The organism is Longimicrobium sp., from assembly GCA_036377595.1.
Classification (GTDB): Bacteria; Gemmatimonadota; Gemmatimonadetes; order Longimicrobiales; family Longimicrobiaceae; genus Longimicrobium.
On record DASUYB010000113.1, the window covers coordinates 60,853 to 76,112 of the forward strand.

Genomic DNA, 15,260 nt, shown 5'->3' on the forward strand with positions numbered 1-15,260 from the left:
CTCGCTCGTTCCTCGAATTTTCTTGTTGTCTCACGCAGAATCAGCAGGGTTAGCAGTCGAACAGCTGCTGTTACTGCTAACCCTGCTGACTCTGCGTGAGAAAATGCGGTTGCGGAGTCAGCCCCCGCACTTACAGCCGCTTCCCGCTGCGATCGACGACGGCGGCAGGAGGTGATGCGTCGTCGTCGACGGCGTCGAGGATCATGATCTTCTGCCAGATCTTGTTGGACAGGCTGGAGGCCAGCGTCTCGATGTCGTTCACCGCGTCGAGCACCACGTGGTCGTTCAGGTACTGCACGTGGAGCGCGGCCAGCTTGCTGCTCAGCGACAGCAGCTCCGAGCAGTAGTCCAGGTACCGCGCCAGCTCGAACCGCGAGAGCGTGCGCAGCGGGCTGCTGGCCGTGTCGTAGCGGCCGGAGAGCACGTACTGCGGGTCCTTGGTCAGCTGGTGCATGTCCACGATGTGCACGATGCTGCGCAGCCGGTGCAGCGCGCGCAGCGCCCGCGCCCGCTTGACCCGGGTTTCGACGGAGACGAGGAACCAGAGCGAGAGGGAGAAGAACACCAGGACGTTCACCGCCGCGTCGCCCCCCTGCAGCAGCTCGGAGACGTTGCCCACGTCCAGCGACACCCGCAGCGCCAGCGACGCCAGCCACAGCGTCGCCAGGACGAGCATCACGACGGCCACGACGGCGGCGATGCGCAGCGGCCAGATGGGGCGGCGGAGCGCGACGACGATGCGGCTCGTCTCGCCGGCCACGCGGCGGAGCTCGGCGCTCACGCGGCTGAGCCCCGAGTCCGGGAAGCGCTCGGCGATGCGCTGCTGCAGCCGCTCCACCGTCTGGATGATGAGGCCGGCCTCCAGCTCGCTGTAGCTGGCGGGCCCCGGCCGCGAGGGATCGGTGCTCATGGGGAGATGGTGGATGCGTCGCGACGCGGCCGCACGGCCAGGCTGCGCGCGTACGGCTCGAACCCCAGCCGCGCGGCGACGGCGATGGACGGCGCGTTGGATTCCAGCGTGCGGTACTGGGGGACGAGCCCGCGCTCCAGCGCCTCCGCCGCGATCCGGCTCACCGCCGCCGCGCCGTGGCCGCGCCCGCGGTGGGCGGGATGGGTGACGACGGAGAGGTGCGCGACCGCGCCGCCCCACACCTCGTACCCCGCCAGCGCGGCGATCTCGTCGCCCGCGAACGCGCCGGCGCACGGATGCTCGCGGACGTCCGACCCGCCGTGCTCCCACTCCGTCGCGGTGCACGCGACCCGGAGCCGTTCGATCGCGGGCGCATCGTCGAGGGTGAGCATGCGGACGGATGGCGAGGGAGGCTGCGGGCGGAAGGTGCCGCGGTCGGCGTAGCGGATCGTGGCCGGGCCGATCACCCGCTCCATCTCTCCCTCCAGCGCCGCCACGAGCGCGGCGGGATCATCGAACGCGGAGGCGATCGCCGCGGCGATGCGGGCGCGGGACGATGCGGAGAGGGCGGAGGAGACCGTGGCGACGGGCGCGGCGGCGCCGAAGAGCATCGCATGGACGCCGCGGGAGCCGTCGCCGCGCGGGAGGACCGCCGGCGCCGGCGGACGCAGGGCGGCGGGCTCGACCCCGAGCTCGCCGGCCCAGAACTCGTCGACGGCGCGGACGGTCTCCGGCGCCAGCATGGAGGCTACTTCGGCGCGTCGGGAAGGCGCTTGCAGGTCTGCTCCAGCAGCACGCGCTCGTCCTCGGCCGCGCCGCGGACGCGGGCCATGCACGACGCGTACGTCTGCCCCGGGCCCATGCGGTGCACCGTGTCGCGGTTCTCCACCGGCAGCTCCTTGAACTGGGCCTGCGCGCTGGTGTCCAGCTGCGGCGCCGCGTTGGTCTGCGGGACGGGCGCGGGCTGCGTGCCGGCGGGCCGGGTGGAGTCGGCCGGCGCGCCGTTGCCGTTGCCGGAATCGCCGCCGCACGCGGCCAGGGTGAGCGCCGCCAGGGCCGCGGCGGCGCGGATCGCCATGCGCTTCATGGGGATGGAGATCGGGTTCACGGGATGGAGATCGCTTGGTGGGTAGTCCTGAGTCCTAAGTCCTGAGTCCTAAGTGCTGAACTGCACGAACGATAGCGATCCGGTAACTCGGGACTTAGGACTTAGGACTCAGGACTGGGACCTGGGAGTCGACAACCTTTCGGGCATCTGCTTAGATGCGCGCGACCACGCCTTCGACCAGCTTCGTCAGGTTCGGCTCCGCGCGCCCCGCCGTGGCGATGATGGTGGCGATGTCGGCCTCCTCCAGCGCGTCGGGCAGGCAGGCGTCGGTGATGATGGAGACGCCCATCACCCGCATCCCCCCGTGCCGGGCCACGATGCACTCGGGGACGGTGCTCATCCCCACCACGTCGGCGCCCATCATCCGCAGCATGCGGTACTCGGCGCGCGTCTCCAGGTTCGGCCCGGCGACTGCGACGTAGACTCCGGTGCGCAGCGGGATCTTCAGCTCCAGCGCCACTTCCTTCGCCAGGTGCTGCAGCGCCAGGTCGTACGGCTGCGACATGTCGGGGAAGCGCGGGCCCAGCGCGTCGTCGTTCGGGCCGGTGAGCGGGTTCTCGCCCAGCAGGTTGATGTGGTCGGCCATCAGCATCAGGTCGCCGGGCGTCCACAGGGGGTTCATCCCCCCGCAGGCGTTGGAGGCGATCAGCGTCTCCACCCCCAGCGCCCGCATCACCCGCACGGGAAAGGTCACCTGCTGCAGCGTGTACCCCTCGTAGCGGTGGAAGCGCCCCTGCATCGCCACCACCTGCTTCCCTCCCAGCGTGCCGAAGAGGAGGCGGCCGGAGTGGGATTCGACGGTGGAGAGGGGGAAGTTGGGGAGGTCGGCGTACTCGATGGCGGTTTCCACGCCGATGCGGTCGGCCAGCCCGCCGAGCCCCGTGCCCAGGATGATGCCGATCGCGGGCGCCGCCCGGGTGCGCTCCCGGATCGCGGCGACGGTCTCCGCGATCCGCTCGGCGAGCGGCCTCGAATCTCCCTCCATCCTCACCCCTCTCCCTCGTCGAGGGCGGCCTCGGTGCGGTCGACCTCGGCGTCGAGGCGGCCGAGCGCCGCGGTGCGCTCCTCCTCCTCGGAGATCTCGCCCAGCTGGCGCTCGACCAGCGCGCGGAACAGGCGCAGGAAGCGCACGCGCTGGCCCTGCACCCGGCGCAGCGCCTCGAGCGCGAAGGTCACCTGGCGCTTGGCGTCGGCGACGATGCGCTCGCCCTCGGCGCGGGCCTCGCGCAGCACCAGGTCGGCCTCGCGCTGCGCCTGCTCGCGCATCCCCTCGCGCAGCTGCTGGGCCGACACGAGCGCCTCGTTCATCGCCCGCTCGCGCTCGCGGTAGTCGGCGATGGCCTCGGTCATCTGCGCGACCTTGCCGGTGTTCGCCTGGTTCTCGCGGACCAGCTCCTCCATCCGGGCGACCACTTCGTCCAGGAAGTTGTCGACCGAATCGGGATCGTAGCCGCGCATCACGCGGCGGAAGTCGCCCTTTTTCTTGCGGACGTCGAGCGGCGTAAGGTCGATCATCCCCGCTCCCCGAAGATGCTGGAGCCGACGCGGACGAGGGTGGCGCCCTCTTCCACGGCGATCTCGAAATCGTTGCTCATTCCCATCGAAAGATGCTCGCCGCGGTACGCGGGCACCTGGCGCGCGGCCTCGGCCGACAGCTCGCGGGTGGCGGCGAAGGCGCGGCGGATCACCGGCCCGTCGTCCGTGAACGGCGCCATCGTCATCATCCCCACCAGTTCCACCCCCGGCAGCTCCGCGATGCGGGCGATGGCGTCCACCGCCTCCGCGGCGGGGAAGCCGTCCTTGCTCTCCTCGCCGGCGGAGTTGACCTCCACCAGCGCGCGCACGCGGGTCCCCGTCTTCTCCGCTTCGGCAGAGAGGGCTTCGGCCAGGCGTACGGAATCGAGCGAGTGGAGCAGGTCGAAGAGCGGGAGCGCCTTGCCCACCTTGTTGCGCTGCAGGTGGCCGATCAGGTGCCAGCGGACGGCGGTGCGGCCGACGGCGGCCACCTTCTCGCCCAGCTCCTGCACGCGGTTCTCGCCGACGTCGGCGATGCCGGCGCGAACGGCGGCCCGCACCACCTCCGGCGGGTGCGTCTTGGTGACGGCGACGAGGGTGACCTCGTCCGTCCGGCCCGCCCGCTGCCGCGCCCGCTCGATCCGCTCCCGCACCTCCGCCACGCGGCCCGCGAGCACGTCAGTTTCCATGGCGACGAACGTAAGCCCGGGTCTTGGGCGCGGCAAGCAGGTTCGCGGCCTGCGGGCTTCAATCGCGGATGGATTGGGTGTACACTTCGGCATCACCTCCGTCCAGGAGATTTCTCCATGCGATCCATCACCAAACGGATCATCGAAGATGCGCTTGCTCTCCCGCGCGAGGAGCGGGAGACGATTGCCCGGGTGATGCTCGAAAGCCTCGACGAACCCGCGGATCTCGATCCAGAGTGGCAGGAGGAGATCGCGAACCGGATTGCAGAGATCAGATCCGGCACGGCGGAGATGATTCCCGGAGAGGTCGTCATGGCCGAAATTGACGAGATCGTGAACGGAGCATCGTAACAGGGGACGGTCTGACGTTCCGAATCTTCAAATATCCGCTCAATAACAGGCTGTCCTGGGTCTCACGCAGAGGGCGCAGAGGTCGCAGAGGAGCCGTCTCGTCCCTCTGCGTCCTCTGCGCCCTCTGCGTGAGATCTTATCTGTTCTGCATGAACATAAAGCATTGGCGGCCCCGCTCTTGCGGCGATCCAAAAACCCAAGCCGGACCGACGTGTGTGAGAAGCGACGCTGCAGATCGAACACGCTGGACGGAGGTATCTCGGATGCGCTTCATTGCCGAACGGATCAAGGCCGACGCGTTGAGCCTGCCCCGCCACGAACGCGAGGAGATCGCCCGGATACTGGCCCGGAGCGTCGACGCGGAACCCGCGGACGGTGCGTGGGCCTCGGAGGTGGCGGGACGAGTCGACGAGCTCCGTACCGGCAGGGGCGCCATGATGCCCGGCGAGGAGTTCTCCGCGGAGTTCGAGGAGGTTCTGAGCGCGGGCTGAAATCAAGGAAAGAAACAGAAAGGTCTCACGCAGAGTTAGCAGGGTCAGCAGATGAACTGCGGTTTACTGCTGACTCTGCTAACTCTGCGTGAGACTTCTTCTTTGGGATTTGTCGTCATGCGAACCGCTTGGCGGCGCGCGCCCTCGCCTTCCGCGCTTCCTCGTCGCGGTCGCGCGGCGGCGACTTCGTCTCGACGGCGTCGATCAGGCGGCGGGCGGACGCGGTGATCTCGTCGACCGCGCGCTCGAAGGCGGCCTCGTTGGCGCGCGACGGGCGCGTGGTGCCCGTGAGCTTGCGCACGAACTGCAGCGCCGCGTCGCGCACCTCGCCGTCGGTGGCGGGCGGCTCGAAGTTGGCCAGCGTGCGGATGTTGCGGCACATCTCGTTCTCTCCCTCTCAGTGCGCCCGGCCGATGTCCACGGCGATGCCGCGCCACCGACCCTGCCGGAAGCGCAGCATGCTCAGCGTGCAGCGTGTCATGTGCCCCACCAGGATGGCGATCCAGATGTGCAGCGGCTGCAGCGTCCCCACCTGCTGGATGGTGAAGCAGATCCCCAGCGGCACCACCACCTGCGAGACGATGGAGATGTAGAGCGGGCTCTTCGTGTCCCCCGTACCCTGCAGCCCGCCGGTGTAGGTGAGCGCCACGGAGATGAAGAGGCCGGAGACGCTCAGCACCCGCAGCAGCTGCACCCCGATTTCCACTACCACCGGCTCGTCCATCCCGAACACCGCCAGCAGCTGCCGCGGGAAGAAGAGGAAGAGCGCGCCGATGGCCGCGGCCACGGAGAAGCCGATGCGTGCCGCGGCGTGCACCGCGTCTTCGGCGCGGTCGGGCTTTCCCGCGCCCAGGCTCTGCCCGGCGACGGCGGCGGCCGCGCCCATCAGCCCCACCGAGGTCCAGGTGATGAGCGAGAAGAGCTGCGTGTACGAGACCGCGAACGCCGCCTGCGCGGGCGCGCTCTGCCGCAGCGAGCCGATGAACGACAGCATCAGCACGCCGCCCACGTTCATCGCGATCCCCTGGATCCCCGTGGGGAGGCCGAAGCGGAAGAGCTGGCGGATGATCCCCCAGTCCGGCGCGTACCCCATCCCCCGCGGGAAGCGCACCACCCAGCCGCCGGTGGCCAGCTTCGCCAGCGCGTAGAGCGAGACCAGGCCGCCGGCGATCGACGTGCCCATGGCCGAGCCGGCGGTGCCGAACGCGGGGATGGGGCCAAGGCCGCGGATCAGCACCACGTTCAGCACCAGGTTCAGCGCGGTCAGCGCGATCCCCAGCACCATCGGGGTGCGCGCGTCGCCGGCGGAGCGGAGCGCGCCGCCGAGCATGAAGTACACCATCACCCCCACGCTAAACAGGAAGAGGATGCGCAGGAACGGCAGCGCCTGCGCCTTCACCCCCGGCGCGGCGTTCACCAGGTCGAGCAGCGCGGGGGAAAGGAAGTATCCCAGCGGCGCCATCACCCCCAGCGAGATGCCGATGGCGGTGAGGAACGCCTGGTAGACCACGCGGTCCACCTTCTCCTCGTCCCCCGCCCCCGCGAAGCGCGCGACCAGCACTGCCATCCCCGTGAACAGCGAGGAGATGAAGACGATCACCACCAGGAAGATCTGCCAGGCCACGCCGATGGCCGCGTTGCCGTTGAAGCCGATCAGCCGGCCGACGAGCACGTGGTCGACCATCCCCTGCAGCCCGCCGATGATGTTGGTGAGCATCGTGGGCCAGGCGATCTTCCACACCGCCGGCCAGAGCGGCCCCTCGACGATGGAGCGGTCGTAGCGCCGGCCGGCCGGGGCCGCGGGTGCGTCTTCGGCGGATGCGTCGGCCGCCGGGGCGGGCGCGGAGACCTCGGTCACGTGTGCCTCGCCCGGCGGGCGGTCGGGGGATGAAGGAGATGCGGCGCCGTCACGTCACGCGCGGCGCGGGGGTGTCGGCCGCGCAGGCGGCGGCGCGGCCCAGCAGCAGCTCGCGCTCGCGCTCGTTGCGGGTGAGCGTTGCGGCGCGCTCGAACTCGGCGCGCGCCTCCGCTGCCCGCCCCAGCTTCACCAGCAGGTCGCCGCGCACGCTGGGGAGGAGGTGATACGACTTCAGCGACGGCTCCGACGCGATCTGGTCCACCAGCTCGAGCCCCGTCGCGGGGCCGTACGCCATCGCCAGCGCCACGGCACGGTTCAGCTCGACGACGGGCGACGGCGCCAGCTCGCCCAGCGCGTCGTACAGCGCGGCGATCGCCACCCAGTCGGTGTCCTCCGCCGTCCGCGCCCGCGCGTGGCAGGCGGCGATGGCGGCCTGCAGCGCGTAGGGCCCGAACGCGCCGCCCAGCTCCTCCACCCGCCGCAGCGCGTTCAATCCGCGGCGGATCAGCAGCTGGTCCCACCGCCCGCGGTCCTGGTCGAGGAGGAGCACCATCTCCCCCTTCGGCCCCGTGCGGGCCCGCAGGCGCGATGCCTGGATCTCCATCAAGGCGACGAGGCCGTGCACCTCGGGCTCGTCCGCGGCCAGCGAGGCCAGGATGCGGCCGAGGCGGAGCGCGTCCTCGCAGAGCGCGGGGCGCGTCCAGTCGTCGCCCGCCGTCGCCGAGTAGCCTTCGTTGAAGATGAGATAGACCACGCCAAGGACGGAAGCAAGGCGCTCTTCCAGCTCGTTCTTCCTGGGCACCTCGAAAGGGACGCGCGCCTCGGCCAGCGTGCGCTTGGCGCGGACGATCCGCTGCTGCACGGTGGCCACGGGGACGAGGAAGGCGCGCGCGATCTCCTCCGACGTCAGGCCGCCGAGCATCCGCAGCGTGAGCGCGACCTGGGCTTCCGTCGACAGGACGGGGTGGCAGCAGGTGAAGATCAGCCGCAGCAGGTCGTCGCCCACGTGGTCGTCGAGCCGCTCGTCGAGGTCGGGCTCGGCCATCTCCTGCGTGACCTCGAGCTCCAGCCCCAGCTCGCCGTGCTTGCGCTCCAGCAGCCTGTTGCGGCGGAAGAGGTCGATCGCCTTGCGCTTCGCGGTCGCCATCAGCCACGCCCCCGGGTTCTCGGGCACTCCCGTCTCCGGCCACCGCTCCAGCGCCGCCACCAGCGCGTCCTGCGCCAGGTCCTCGGCCAGTCCCACGTCGCGCACCATCCGCGCGAGACCGGCGATCAGCCGCGCCGACTCGATGCGCCAGACCGCGTCGATGGCGCGGTGGGCCTCGACCGCCGTGGCCGTCACCGCTCCCTCGCCCGGTCCAGCACCGGCTTGATGTCGATCACCGGCGTGCCGTCCAGCGCCTCCATCTCCGTCACGCGGAAGCGCGTTCCATCCTCGATCTCGGCGATGGTGACGCGGTGGATACCGACGGGGTTGGGGCGGTCGGACGAGCGGGTGCTGAACACGCCCCGCAGCGGCGCGGACAGGTCGTCGCGGGGATGGACGCTCAGCACCTCGCGGTCGCTGCGGTCCAGCCAGGTCAGCACCAGCACCTCGTCGCCCACGGCCAGGTCGCGCGCGCCCTCGGCGAACTCGGGCTCCAGCACGATCCAGGCGTCGGGAGCGCCCAGGAACCCCTGCTTCGGCGCGTCCTCGCGCTCGAAGAGGGTGGAGCTGACCCAGCCGATGGGCGTCAGGGTGAACATGGTGGCAACCGGCAGCAGTGTGAACACGTTCCTCGAGGCGGATCGGGGTACGGGCGACCGGGTTCAGTCGCCCTTCTCGCAGTTGACCATCCACGGCGTGCCGAAGCGGTCGGTCACCATTCCGAACCGTCCGGCCCAGAACGTCTTCTGCAGCGGCATGGTCACGCTGCCCCCCTCCGCCAGCGCGGCGAAGATCCGCTCCGCCTTGGCCGGGTCGTCGATCTGCAGGGAAACGTCGAAGCCCTGCACCCGCTCGACGTACTGCGGCGGCGCGTCGGAGCCCATGATCACCTGGTCGCCCACCTCCAGGTGCGCGTGCATCACCGCGTCGCGCAGCTCCGGCGGCGTCTGGTCGCCCATCGGCGATTCGCCGTAGGTCTGCATGAAGCCGATCCTGCCGCCCAGCACCCGCTCGTAGGTGCGGAAGGCCTCGGCGCACTGGCCGTCGAAGTGGAGATAGGGGTTGATCTTCATGGGTCCGTCTCCGTCTGCATGGTGTTGGTTGATTCTGCTCACGTTCGCCCGGCCCGGTCAACCCGCGACGGCCACGCGCCGCGAATCGTTACGTTGCGCTTCGGCCTCGGAGACGCGCTTCAGCTGGGCCAAGCCCTTCTCGAACTCGCCGCCCACCATGCGGTCCATCCCCACGAACAGGGAGATGGCCTTGCCCACGAAGTTGTTGCGCCCGCTCATCGCCCACGTCACGGCGACGGCGCCGTTCGCGGCGGGACGGAGGGTGAACTCGACCTGGTTCGTCGCCGCGAAGGGCTTGATGAACTCCGCGCGGACGGCGACGCGGCGATGCGGGTCGATCTCGGTGAGCGTCATCCGCCCCTCGCCCGTCCTGTCGCTGACGTAGTGGTACGCCGAGCCGACGCCGGACGGGCTGCCCTCGAACGTCTTGCGCATCGACGGGTCGCCCTGCTCGAACGGGTTCCAGCGCTCCCAGCGGTGCAGGTCGCCGATCTCCGCGAACACCACCTCGGCGGGCGCGGCGATGGTGGCGGTGCGCTGGACGCGGAACGCCGCCGGCCGCGTGGCGATGACGACGCAGAGGAGGGCGATGGCGCCCAGTGCGATCTTCGCGAGCATGGGGATCCTCCCTTCGAATGAGATGATGACGGATGGCGCGGGACGGATGTGACGCGATCGCATCCGCCCCGCGGCCCGGTTGACGGTCAGGCGTGCGCCGGCTCGGCCTCGGCGGAGAGCTCGCCGACGCAGTCGCCGCCCTCGCCCTGGTAGAGCTGGCGGAGCTCGCACTCGCCTTCGCCCGCGACCTCCAGGAAGCGCCGGGTGAGCGCGATGGCCTCTTCCTTCGACTCGGCCTCGAGCAGCGCGAAGCCGCCGACGACCTCCTTCGACTCGCTGAACGGCCCGTCGGTGACGGTCACGCGGCCGCCCTCGCGGCGGATGCGGGCGCCGAGCGCGCTGGGGAGGCACCCCTCGGTGGCGATCAGGTGCCCGGAGGCCATGTACTCCTGGATGAGCTGGCCCATCGTCTCCATCTCTTCCTGCGTGGGCGGCGTGTTCCGCTCGACGGTCTTGTAGATCGACAGGAATCGCATCGTCATCTCCTTGGTGTTGGTTGACAGTGGATCAGGGGATCGACATCAGGCGGCCGCCACCTGCCGGCGGAGCCGCTCCTCCTGCTCGCGCAGCTCGGGGGTGAGCTCGGGGCCGAAGTCCTCGGCCTCGAACACCTGGCGGATCTCCACCTCGGCCACGCGGCCGGGGCTCGGGTTCGGCGCGCGCTTCACCCACTCCACGGCCTCGTCGCGCGAGCGGACCTGGATCAGCCAGAAGCCGGCGAGCAGCTCGGGCGTGTTGGCGAACGGCCCCTCGATCACGCTCCGCTGGTCGCCGTCGAAGCGGATGCGGACCCCCTTGGCGCTGGACTGCAGCCCCTCGGCGGCCAGCAGCACGCCGGCCTTCACCAGCTCCTCGTTGAACCGGCCCATCTCGGTGAGCAGCTCCTCGCTCGGAAGGACGCCCGCCTCGCTGTCGGGAGAGGCCTTGACCAGGATCATGAACCGCATCGTCGTGTCTCCGTGCTCGGGTTCGCGAGCGGGTTCCGTCCCGCTCTCTACATGGGGCGACGAACCAGGAGGGGCGAGATCGACAAAATTCCACCGGCCTATCTGGGCCGCCTGCAACGAGCCATTCATGGAGATAATAACGGATGGTCACACGGAGGGAACGGAGGCCCTGAGCTGAGTTCCTCCGTTACCTCCGTTCCCTCCGTGTGACCCCATTTCTGAAGAATTGTCCGCGGGATTGGAGCCGGTCGTCGGCGACGGTAGATTTGCCCTCCCTCTCGTCCAACCATTCCGACGCCGATGAAGATCACCGCGATCGAGCCGCAGAAGCTCCACCCCGAGCGCGTGAACGTGCACGTGGACGGCGCGTACCGCCTGGCGCTGGCCGCCGAGCTGGTGCTGGCCGAGCTGCTGCGCGTGGGCGACGAGGTGGACGACGAGCGGCTGGCGGCGCTGGAGGCGAAGGACCGCGCGTGGAAGGCGCGCGACGCGGCGCTGTCGCTGCTCTCCTACCGCGCGCGATCGGCGGCGGAGCTCACGCGGCGGCTGCGGCGCAAGGGCTTCGACGACGAAGTGGCGGAGGAGACGGTCGGGAGATTGGGGGAGATGGGGATGGTCGACGACGCCGCCTTCGCGGAGAGCTTCGTGCGCGACCGCGTCCGCCTGCGGCCGCAGGGGAAGCGGCGCCTGGCTGGCGAGCTGCGCGCCAAGGGCGTCGACGCGGAGACGGCGCGCGCCGCCATCGCCGAGGTGATGGAGCGCGAGGAGGCCACGGAGCTGGACCTGGCCCGCGCCGCCGCCGCGCGCTGGAAGCCGCGCCCCGGCGAGGACGCCGCGAAGGCCCGCCGCCGCCTCCACGCCTTCCTCGCGCGCCGCGGCTTCGGCGGCGACGCGGTGCGCACCGTCCTCCGCGAGCGGCTCGGCGGAGATGGAGGCTGACGCAGCGCCCGCCGCCGTCGCGGAGGTGATGCGCGGCTTCCCGGCGCCGTGGGCCGTCGCCGGCGGGTGGGCGATGGATCTGTTCCTCGGCCACCAGATCCGTGAGCACGCGGACGTGGACGTCGCCGTCTTCCGCGCCGACCAGGCGGCGATCCGCGACCACCTGCGCGGCTGGGAGCTGCGCAAGGTCGTCGGGGGAGGGATGCTGCCGTGGCGCGACGGCGAGTGGCTCGCGCTGCCGATCCACGAGGTCCACGCCACGCGCGACGGCGATCCCCGCGCGCTCGAGCTGCTTCTAAACGAGCGGGATGGCGATCGATGGCTCTTCCGCCGCGATCCCCGCATCTCCCTCCCTCTCTCCCGCGCGATCCTCCGCGCCGCGGACGGAATCCCTTTCTTCGCCCCCGAGATCGTCCTGCTGTACAAGTCGAAGCAGCCGCGCGAGCACGACGAGCGCGACTTCGCCGCCGTGCTCGCAGCGATGGATGCGGAGCAGCGCGCATGGCTGCGGGACGCCTTGGAGATCACGCAGCCCGGGCATCCGTGGCTTGCTTTGACGGATGAGTTCGGTGGGTTGAAACCCACCGCTGGAACATCAGGAAGTCCGCCTTCGCGGACTCCCGCGGAAGCATCAGCGCGACGAGCCCAGCCGTAGTGTGGTGAGAGCCGTCGCGTGAGCTCCGCGCCGGGGCCAGCCGTGCTACCTCTCCCGGTACGGGAGAGGTGGCGAGCCTAGGCGAGCCGGAGAGGGCGCGATGCCGGGTTCGCGCGCCGAGATCCGATCCCGCGCCGAACCCCATCCTCCCCCAGTCGGTTTTGGCGGAGGGTCGCGCGCCGCGCGGGATGGGGGCCACCGCGCAAGTGCTTGACCCCGCCTCGCCTCGGCGCGCATCATAACCGCGCTTCCCGCATCTCCCTGGCACACCCCGTCCGGTTCCCGCACATGCTCCGCAAGCTCGCGTACGTCTTCGGCGGGCTCGTCCTGCTCGTCGTTCTCCTGGCCGTCGGCGCGCGCTGGTACGTGGGCCGCGCGGAGCCCGACCCCGCGCGCAACGCCGTCATCCCCGGCCTGCACGGCCGCGTGGAGGTGTGGCGCGACTCGCTGGGCGTGCCGCACGTGTGGGCCGGCGACATGGAGGACCTGTTCCGCGCCGTGGGCTACGTGCACGCGCAGGACCGGCTCTGGCAGATGGAGCTCTTCCGCCGCGTGGCCGACGGGCGGATGGCCGAGGTGATGGGGCCGCCGCTGGTCGACACCGACAGGTTCCTGCGCACGCTGGGGATGGGCCGCGCCGCCGCCGAGAGCGAGCGCGCGCTCGACGCGCAGAGCCGGCGCCTGCTGGAGGCCTACGCCGCCGGCGTGAACGCCTGGATCGACCATCACCCCGGCCCGCTCCCGCCCGAGTTCCTGGCGCTGCGCTTCACCCCCGAGCACTGGACCGTCCGCAACACGCTGGCGATCGGCAAGATCATGGCGTGGGACCTGGCGGACTGGAACGTCGGCCTCGATCTCCAGCGCGCCACCGACGCCGTGGGACCGGTGCTCGCGCGCGACCTGTATCCCACCTATCCCGACTGGGGGCCGACGATCCTCGGTGCCGATGCGCAGTGGGCGGGGAAAGGCACCGCCGCGCCCGCCGTCGGCGCCCGCCCGGCCCTCCCTCCCGTCGCGCAGCCCGACACCTCGCCCGCGGCGCGCCGCTCGGCGGTGCCGCTGCCGCGCGTCCCCGCGCTGGCGCTCGAGCTGCTCGACGGCGTCTCCATCTCCCGCGCCTCGAACTCGTGGGTGATCGGGGGATCGAGGACGAAGAGCGGGAAGCCGATCCTGGCCAACGACACGCACCTGGCGCTGCGCGCGCCGTCGCTCTGGTACCTGGGCGCCATCCACGGCGGCGGGCTGGACGTGGCGGGGATGATGATTCCCGGCTTCCCCGTCGTCGTCATCGGCCATTCGAAGCGTGTGGCGTGGGGATACACGAACGCGATGGTGGACGACGTCGACTTCTTCGTCGAGCAGCTCGATCCGGCGGATTCCACGCGCTACCTGACGCCCTCCGGGCCGCAGCCCTTCGTCGTCGTCCCCGAGACCATCCGGGTGAAGGGCGAGGCGCCGGTCGTCCAGCGCGTGCGCATCACCCGCCACGGGCCGGTGATGAGCGACGTGGACGAGCGGGTGAAGGGGAAGGTGCTGGCGATGCGGTGGACGGCGCAGGACCCGTCCACCGAGATGACGGCGGTGCTGGGGATGAACCTGGCGCGGAACGCCGCCGACTTCATGCACGCGCTGCACGGCTTCAACAACCCGCACCAGAACGTGATCTTCGCCGACGTGGACGGCACGATCGGCTACTGGATGGGCGGCCGCGTCCCCGTCCGCGCCAGCGGAGACGGGCTCCTTCCCGCCCGCGGCTGGACGGGCGAGGGCGAGTGGGTGGGATGGCTGAACTTCGACCAGCATCCGCACGCGGTGAACCCGGCGGAGGGCTTCATCGTCACCGCCAACAACCGCCAGCTTCCCGCCGCGTCGGGCTATCCGTTCCTGGTCGCCACCAACTGGGCGGAGCCGTACCGCGCGCTCAGGATCCGGGAGATGGTGGCCGCCGGGCACGGCCTCACCGCGGCGGACGTGGCGCGCCAGCAGATGGACGTGCGCGACGCGCTGGCCGTGCGCTACGCGGGCCATGCGGTGCGCGCGGCGGAGATGGCGGGCGATTCGGCGGCCGCGCGCGAGCTGCGCGCCTGGCGCGGCGACGCGTCGACCGATTCGCACGCGGCGGCGCTCTTCTACGTCTGGTGGGAGAACCTGCGCCACCGCGTCGGCGACGACGAGTTCCGCGGCAAGCCGGTCTACTTCCCGCGCACGGCGCTGGAGCGGGTGCTCGACCGCGGCGGCGGCGCCTGGGTGGACGACGTCACCACGCCGGCGGCGGAGACGCTCGACGGCCTCTCCGCCGCCGCGATGCGCGACGCCGTGCGGACGGTGGGCGCGCGCACCTGGGGCGACCTGCACGTCACCCAGATCAACCATCCGCTGGGCGTGGTGGCGATGCTGAACCGCTCGCTCGGCCTCAACATCGGCCCCTTCCCCAACGGCGGCTCGGGGAACACGGTGAAGGTGGCGGGCTACGGCGGCCGCACGCCGCCGTTCGTCAACAGCTACGGCCCCAGCCAGCGCCACGTGGTGGACATGGCCGACGTGGACGACGACGGCGGCTTCGTCGTCCCTACCGGGCAGAGCGGGATCCCCACCAGCCGCCATTACCGCGACCAGACGCCGATGTGGCGCACCGGCCGCCTCTGGCGCATCCCCCTGGACCGCGGCAAGGCCGAATCACGCCGCGTCAGCCGGATGATCCTCTCGCCGCGGTGATCTGAACCGATTGGAATCACACGGAGGGAACGGAGGAAACGGAGGGATGAGCGAGGAACTCCTCCGTTTCCTCCGCCGCCGTCGTGGCTCATGGCCGATGGATGTCATCCTGAGCTCGACTTTGTCCTATTCACGCGGCGTAGGCAAGAAGATCAGTCAGGCGATGCCAGACGGAGACTGGAATTCGGGCGCAGTCGGTGGTTTGCGGGGAATAGGAAAGATTCGCTGCAGACCAGAGGTGACG

At 70.8% G+C, this 15,260-nt stretch carries 20 protein-coding genes; 6 read left to right on the forward strand and 14 right to left on the reverse strand.

The window, feature by feature from the left end; genetic code table 11:
- Nucleotides 1–130: 130 nt before the first annotated feature.
- The 6 genes from VF092_20460 to VF092_20485 form a co-directional block, all read right to left on the reverse strand.
- Nucleotides 131–910, reverse strand: a complete 780-nt coding sequence (locus tag VF092_20460; protein HEX6749676.1) for a hypothetical protein — start codon at nucleotides 908–910, stop codon at nucleotides 131–133.
- A complete protein-coding gene (locus tag VF092_20465; protein ID HEX6749677.1) occupies nucleotides 907–1,653 on the reverse strand; it encodes a GNAT family N-acetyltransferase in 747 nt (248 codons plus the stop codon). Before VF092_20465 ends, VF092_20460 begins: the two co-directional genes overlap by 4 nt.
- A gap of 5 nt (nucleotides 1,654–1,658) precedes the next feature.
- Entirely contained in the window at nucleotides 1,659–1,997 is a 339-nt protein-coding gene (locus VF092_20470) for a hypothetical protein (GenBank protein ID HEX6749678.1), read from the reverse strand.
- A gap of 172 nt (nucleotides 1,998–2,169) precedes the next feature.
- On the reverse strand, nucleotides 2,170–3,003 hold the full coding sequence (locus tag VF092_20475) for a purine-nucleoside phosphorylase (GenBank protein ID HEX6749679.1): 834 nt from the start codon (nucleotides 3,001–3,003) through the stop codon (nucleotides 2,170–2,172).
- 2 nt (nucleotides 3,004–3,005) lie between these two features.
- Complete coding sequence (locus VF092_20480) at nucleotides 3,006–3,533, reverse strand: DivIVA domain-containing protein (GenBank protein ID HEX6749680.1); 528 nt, start codon at nucleotides 3,531–3,533, stop codon at nucleotides 3,006–3,008.
- Entirely contained in the window at nucleotides 3,530–4,222 is a 693-nt protein-coding gene (locus VF092_20485) for a YggS family pyridoxal phosphate-dependent enzyme (GenBank protein ID HEX6749681.1), read from the reverse strand. The genes VF092_20480 and VF092_20485 overlap by 4 nt, the downstream gene beginning before the upstream one ends.
- 117 nt (nucleotides 4,223–4,339) lie before the next feature.
- On the opposite strand from VF092_20485, the gene VF092_20490 reads away from it, so the two are divergent.
- Both VF092_20490 and VF092_20495 read left to right on the forward strand, forming a co-directional pair.
- Entirely contained in the window at nucleotides 4,340–4,573 is a 234-nt protein-coding gene (locus tag VF092_20490; GenBank protein ID HEX6749682.1) for an addiction module protein, read from the forward strand.
- Between the two features lie 263 nt (nucleotides 4,574–4,836).
- On the forward strand, nucleotides 4,837–5,064 hold the full coding sequence (locus VF092_20495; GenBank protein HEX6749683.1) for an addiction module protein: 228 nt from the start codon (nucleotides 4,837–4,839) through the stop codon (nucleotides 5,062–5,064).
- Between the two features lie 115 nt (nucleotides 5,065–5,179).
- Here VF092_20495 and VF092_20500 read toward each other — a convergent pair whose 3' ends face one another.
- The 8 genes from VF092_20500 to VF092_20535 form a co-directional block, all read right to left on the reverse strand.
- Nucleotides 5,180–5,446 (reverse strand): DUF2277 domain-containing protein, encoded by a 267-nt coding sequence (locus tag VF092_20500; protein ID HEX6749684.1) that lies wholly within the window; start codon nucleotides 5,444–5,446, stop codon nucleotides 5,180–5,182.
- Nucleotides 5,447–5,461: 15 nt separating this feature from the next.
- Nucleotides 5,462–6,922, reverse strand: coding sequence for an MATE family efflux transporter (locus VF092_20505; GenBank protein HEX6749685.1), 1,461 nt, complete (start codon nucleotides 6,920–6,922; stop codon nucleotides 5,462–5,464).
- A gap of 49 nt (nucleotides 6,923–6,971) precedes the next feature.
- A complete protein-coding gene (locus VF092_20510) occupies nucleotides 6,972–8,264 on the reverse strand; it encodes an RNA polymerase sigma factor (protein HEX6749686.1) in 1,293 nt (430 codons plus the stop codon).
- Entirely contained in the window at nucleotides 8,261–8,695 is a 435-nt protein-coding gene (gene tsaA / locus VF092_20515) for a tRNA (N6-threonylcarbamoyladenosine(37)-N6)-methyltransferase TrmO (GenBank protein ID HEX6749687.1), read from the reverse strand. Before tsaA ends, VF092_20510 begins: the two co-directional genes overlap by 4 nt.
- A gap of 36 nt (nucleotides 8,696–8,731) precedes the next feature.
- A complete protein-coding gene (locus VF092_20520) occupies nucleotides 8,732–9,142 on the reverse strand; it encodes a VOC family protein (protein ID HEX6749688.1) in 411 nt (136 codons plus the stop codon).
- A gap of 57 nt (nucleotides 9,143–9,199) precedes the next feature.
- Nucleotides 9,200–9,760 (reverse strand): SRPBCC family protein, encoded by a 561-nt coding sequence (locus VF092_20525; GenBank protein ID HEX6749689.1) that lies wholly within the window; start codon nucleotides 9,758–9,760, stop codon nucleotides 9,200–9,202.
- Nucleotides 9,761–9,846: 86 nt separating this feature from the next.
- Nucleotides 9,847–10,236 (reverse strand): YciI family protein, encoded by a 390-nt coding sequence (locus VF092_20530; GenBank protein ID HEX6749690.1) that lies wholly within the window; start codon nucleotides 10,234–10,236, stop codon nucleotides 9,847–9,849.
- A gap of 45 nt (nucleotides 10,237–10,281) precedes the next feature.
- A complete protein-coding gene (locus VF092_20535; protein HEX6749691.1) occupies nucleotides 10,282–10,707 on the reverse strand; it encodes a YciI family protein in 426 nt (141 codons plus the stop codon).
- Between the two features lie 300 nt (nucleotides 10,708–11,007).
- Here VF092_20535 and VF092_20540 point away from each other — a divergent pair, with 300 nt between their 5' ends.
- The 4 genes from VF092_20540 to VF092_20555 all read left to right on the forward strand — a co-directional run.
- Complete coding sequence (locus tag VF092_20540) at nucleotides 11,008–11,646, forward strand: regulatory protein RecX (GenBank protein ID HEX6749692.1); 639 nt, start codon at nucleotides 11,008–11,010, stop codon at nucleotides 11,644–11,646.
- On the forward strand, nucleotides 11,636–12,301 hold the full coding sequence (locus VF092_20545) for a hypothetical protein (GenBank protein ID HEX6749693.1): 666 nt from the start codon (nucleotides 11,636–11,638) through the stop codon (nucleotides 12,299–12,301). The genes VF092_20540 and VF092_20545 overlap by 11 nt, the downstream gene beginning before the upstream one ends.
- Nucleotides 12,302–12,589: 288 nt before the next feature.
- Complete coding sequence (locus VF092_20550; GenBank protein ID HEX6749694.1) at nucleotides 12,590–15,016, forward strand: penicillin acylase family protein; 2,427 nt, start codon at nucleotides 12,590–12,592, stop codon at nucleotides 15,014–15,016.
- A gap of 46 nt (nucleotides 15,017–15,062) precedes the next feature.
- A partial coding sequence (locus VF092_20555) for a hypothetical protein (GenBank protein HEX6749695.1) occupies nucleotides 15,063–15,260 on the forward strand: 198 nt, incomplete at its 3' end.

Bases quoted from the DNA above. Each gene is read 5' to 3' on its own strand.
- VF092_20500 (HEX6749684.1), bottom strand. From the start codon at position 5,446: ATGTGCCGCAACATCCGCACGCTGGCCAACTTCGAGCCGCCCGCCACC.
- VF092_20550 (HEX6749694.1), top strand. From the start codon at position 12,590: ATGCTCCGCAAGCTCGCGTACGTCTTCGGCGGGCTCGTCCTGCTCGTC.
- VF092_20525 (HEX6749689.1), bottom strand. From the start codon at position 9,760: ATGCTCGCGAAGATCGCACTGGGCGCCATCGCCCTCCTCTGCGTCGTC.
- VF092_20520 (HEX6749688.1), bottom strand. From the start codon at position 9,142: ATGAAGATCAACCCCTATCTCCACTTCGACGGCCAGTGCGCCGAGGCC.
- VF092_20485 (HEX6749681.1), bottom strand. From the start codon at position 4,222: ATGGAAACTGACGTGCTCGCGGGCCGCGTGGCGGAGGTGCGGGAGCGG.
- VF092_20540 (HEX6749692.1), top strand. From the start codon at position 11,008: ATGAAGATCACCGCGATCGAGCCGCAGAAGCTCCACCCCGAGCGCGTG.
- VF092_20495 (HEX6749683.1), top strand. From the start codon at position 4,837: ATGCGCTTCATTGCCGAACGGATCAAGGCCGACGCGTTGAGCCTGCCC.
- VF092_20470 (HEX6749678.1), bottom strand. From the start codon at position 1,997: ATGAAGCGCATGGCGATCCGCGCCGCCGCGGCCCTGGCGGCGCTCACC.
- VF092_20530 (HEX6749690.1), bottom strand. From the start codon at position 10,236: ATGCGATTCCTGTCGATCTACAAGACCGTCGAGCGGAACACGCCGCCC.
- VF092_20545 (HEX6749693.1), top strand. From the start codon at position 11,636: ATGGAGGCTGACGCAGCGCCCGCCGCCGTCGCGGAGGTGATGCGCGGC.
- VF092_20480 (HEX6749680.1), bottom strand. From the start codon at position 3,533: ATGATCGACCTTACGCCGCTCGACGTCCGCAAGAAAAAGGGCGACTTC.
- VF092_20460 (HEX6749676.1), bottom strand. From the start codon at position 910: ATGAGCACCGATCCCTCGCGGCCGGGGCCCGCCAGCTACAGCGAGCTG.
- VF092_20465 (HEX6749677.1), bottom strand. From the start codon at position 1,653: ATGCTGGCGCCGGAGACCGTCCGCGCCGTCGACGAGTTCTGGGCCGGC.
- VF092_20475 (HEX6749679.1), bottom strand. From the start codon at position 3,003: ATGGAGGGAGATTCGAGGCCGCTCGCCGAGCGGATCGCGGAGACCGTC.
- VF092_20535 (HEX6749691.1), bottom strand. From the start codon at position 10,707: ATGCGGTTCATGATCCTGGTCAAGGCCTCTCCCGACAGCGAGGCGGGC.
- VF092_20490 (HEX6749682.1), top strand. From the start codon at position 4,340: ATGCGATCCATCACCAAACGGATCATCGAAGATGCGCTTGCTCTCCCG.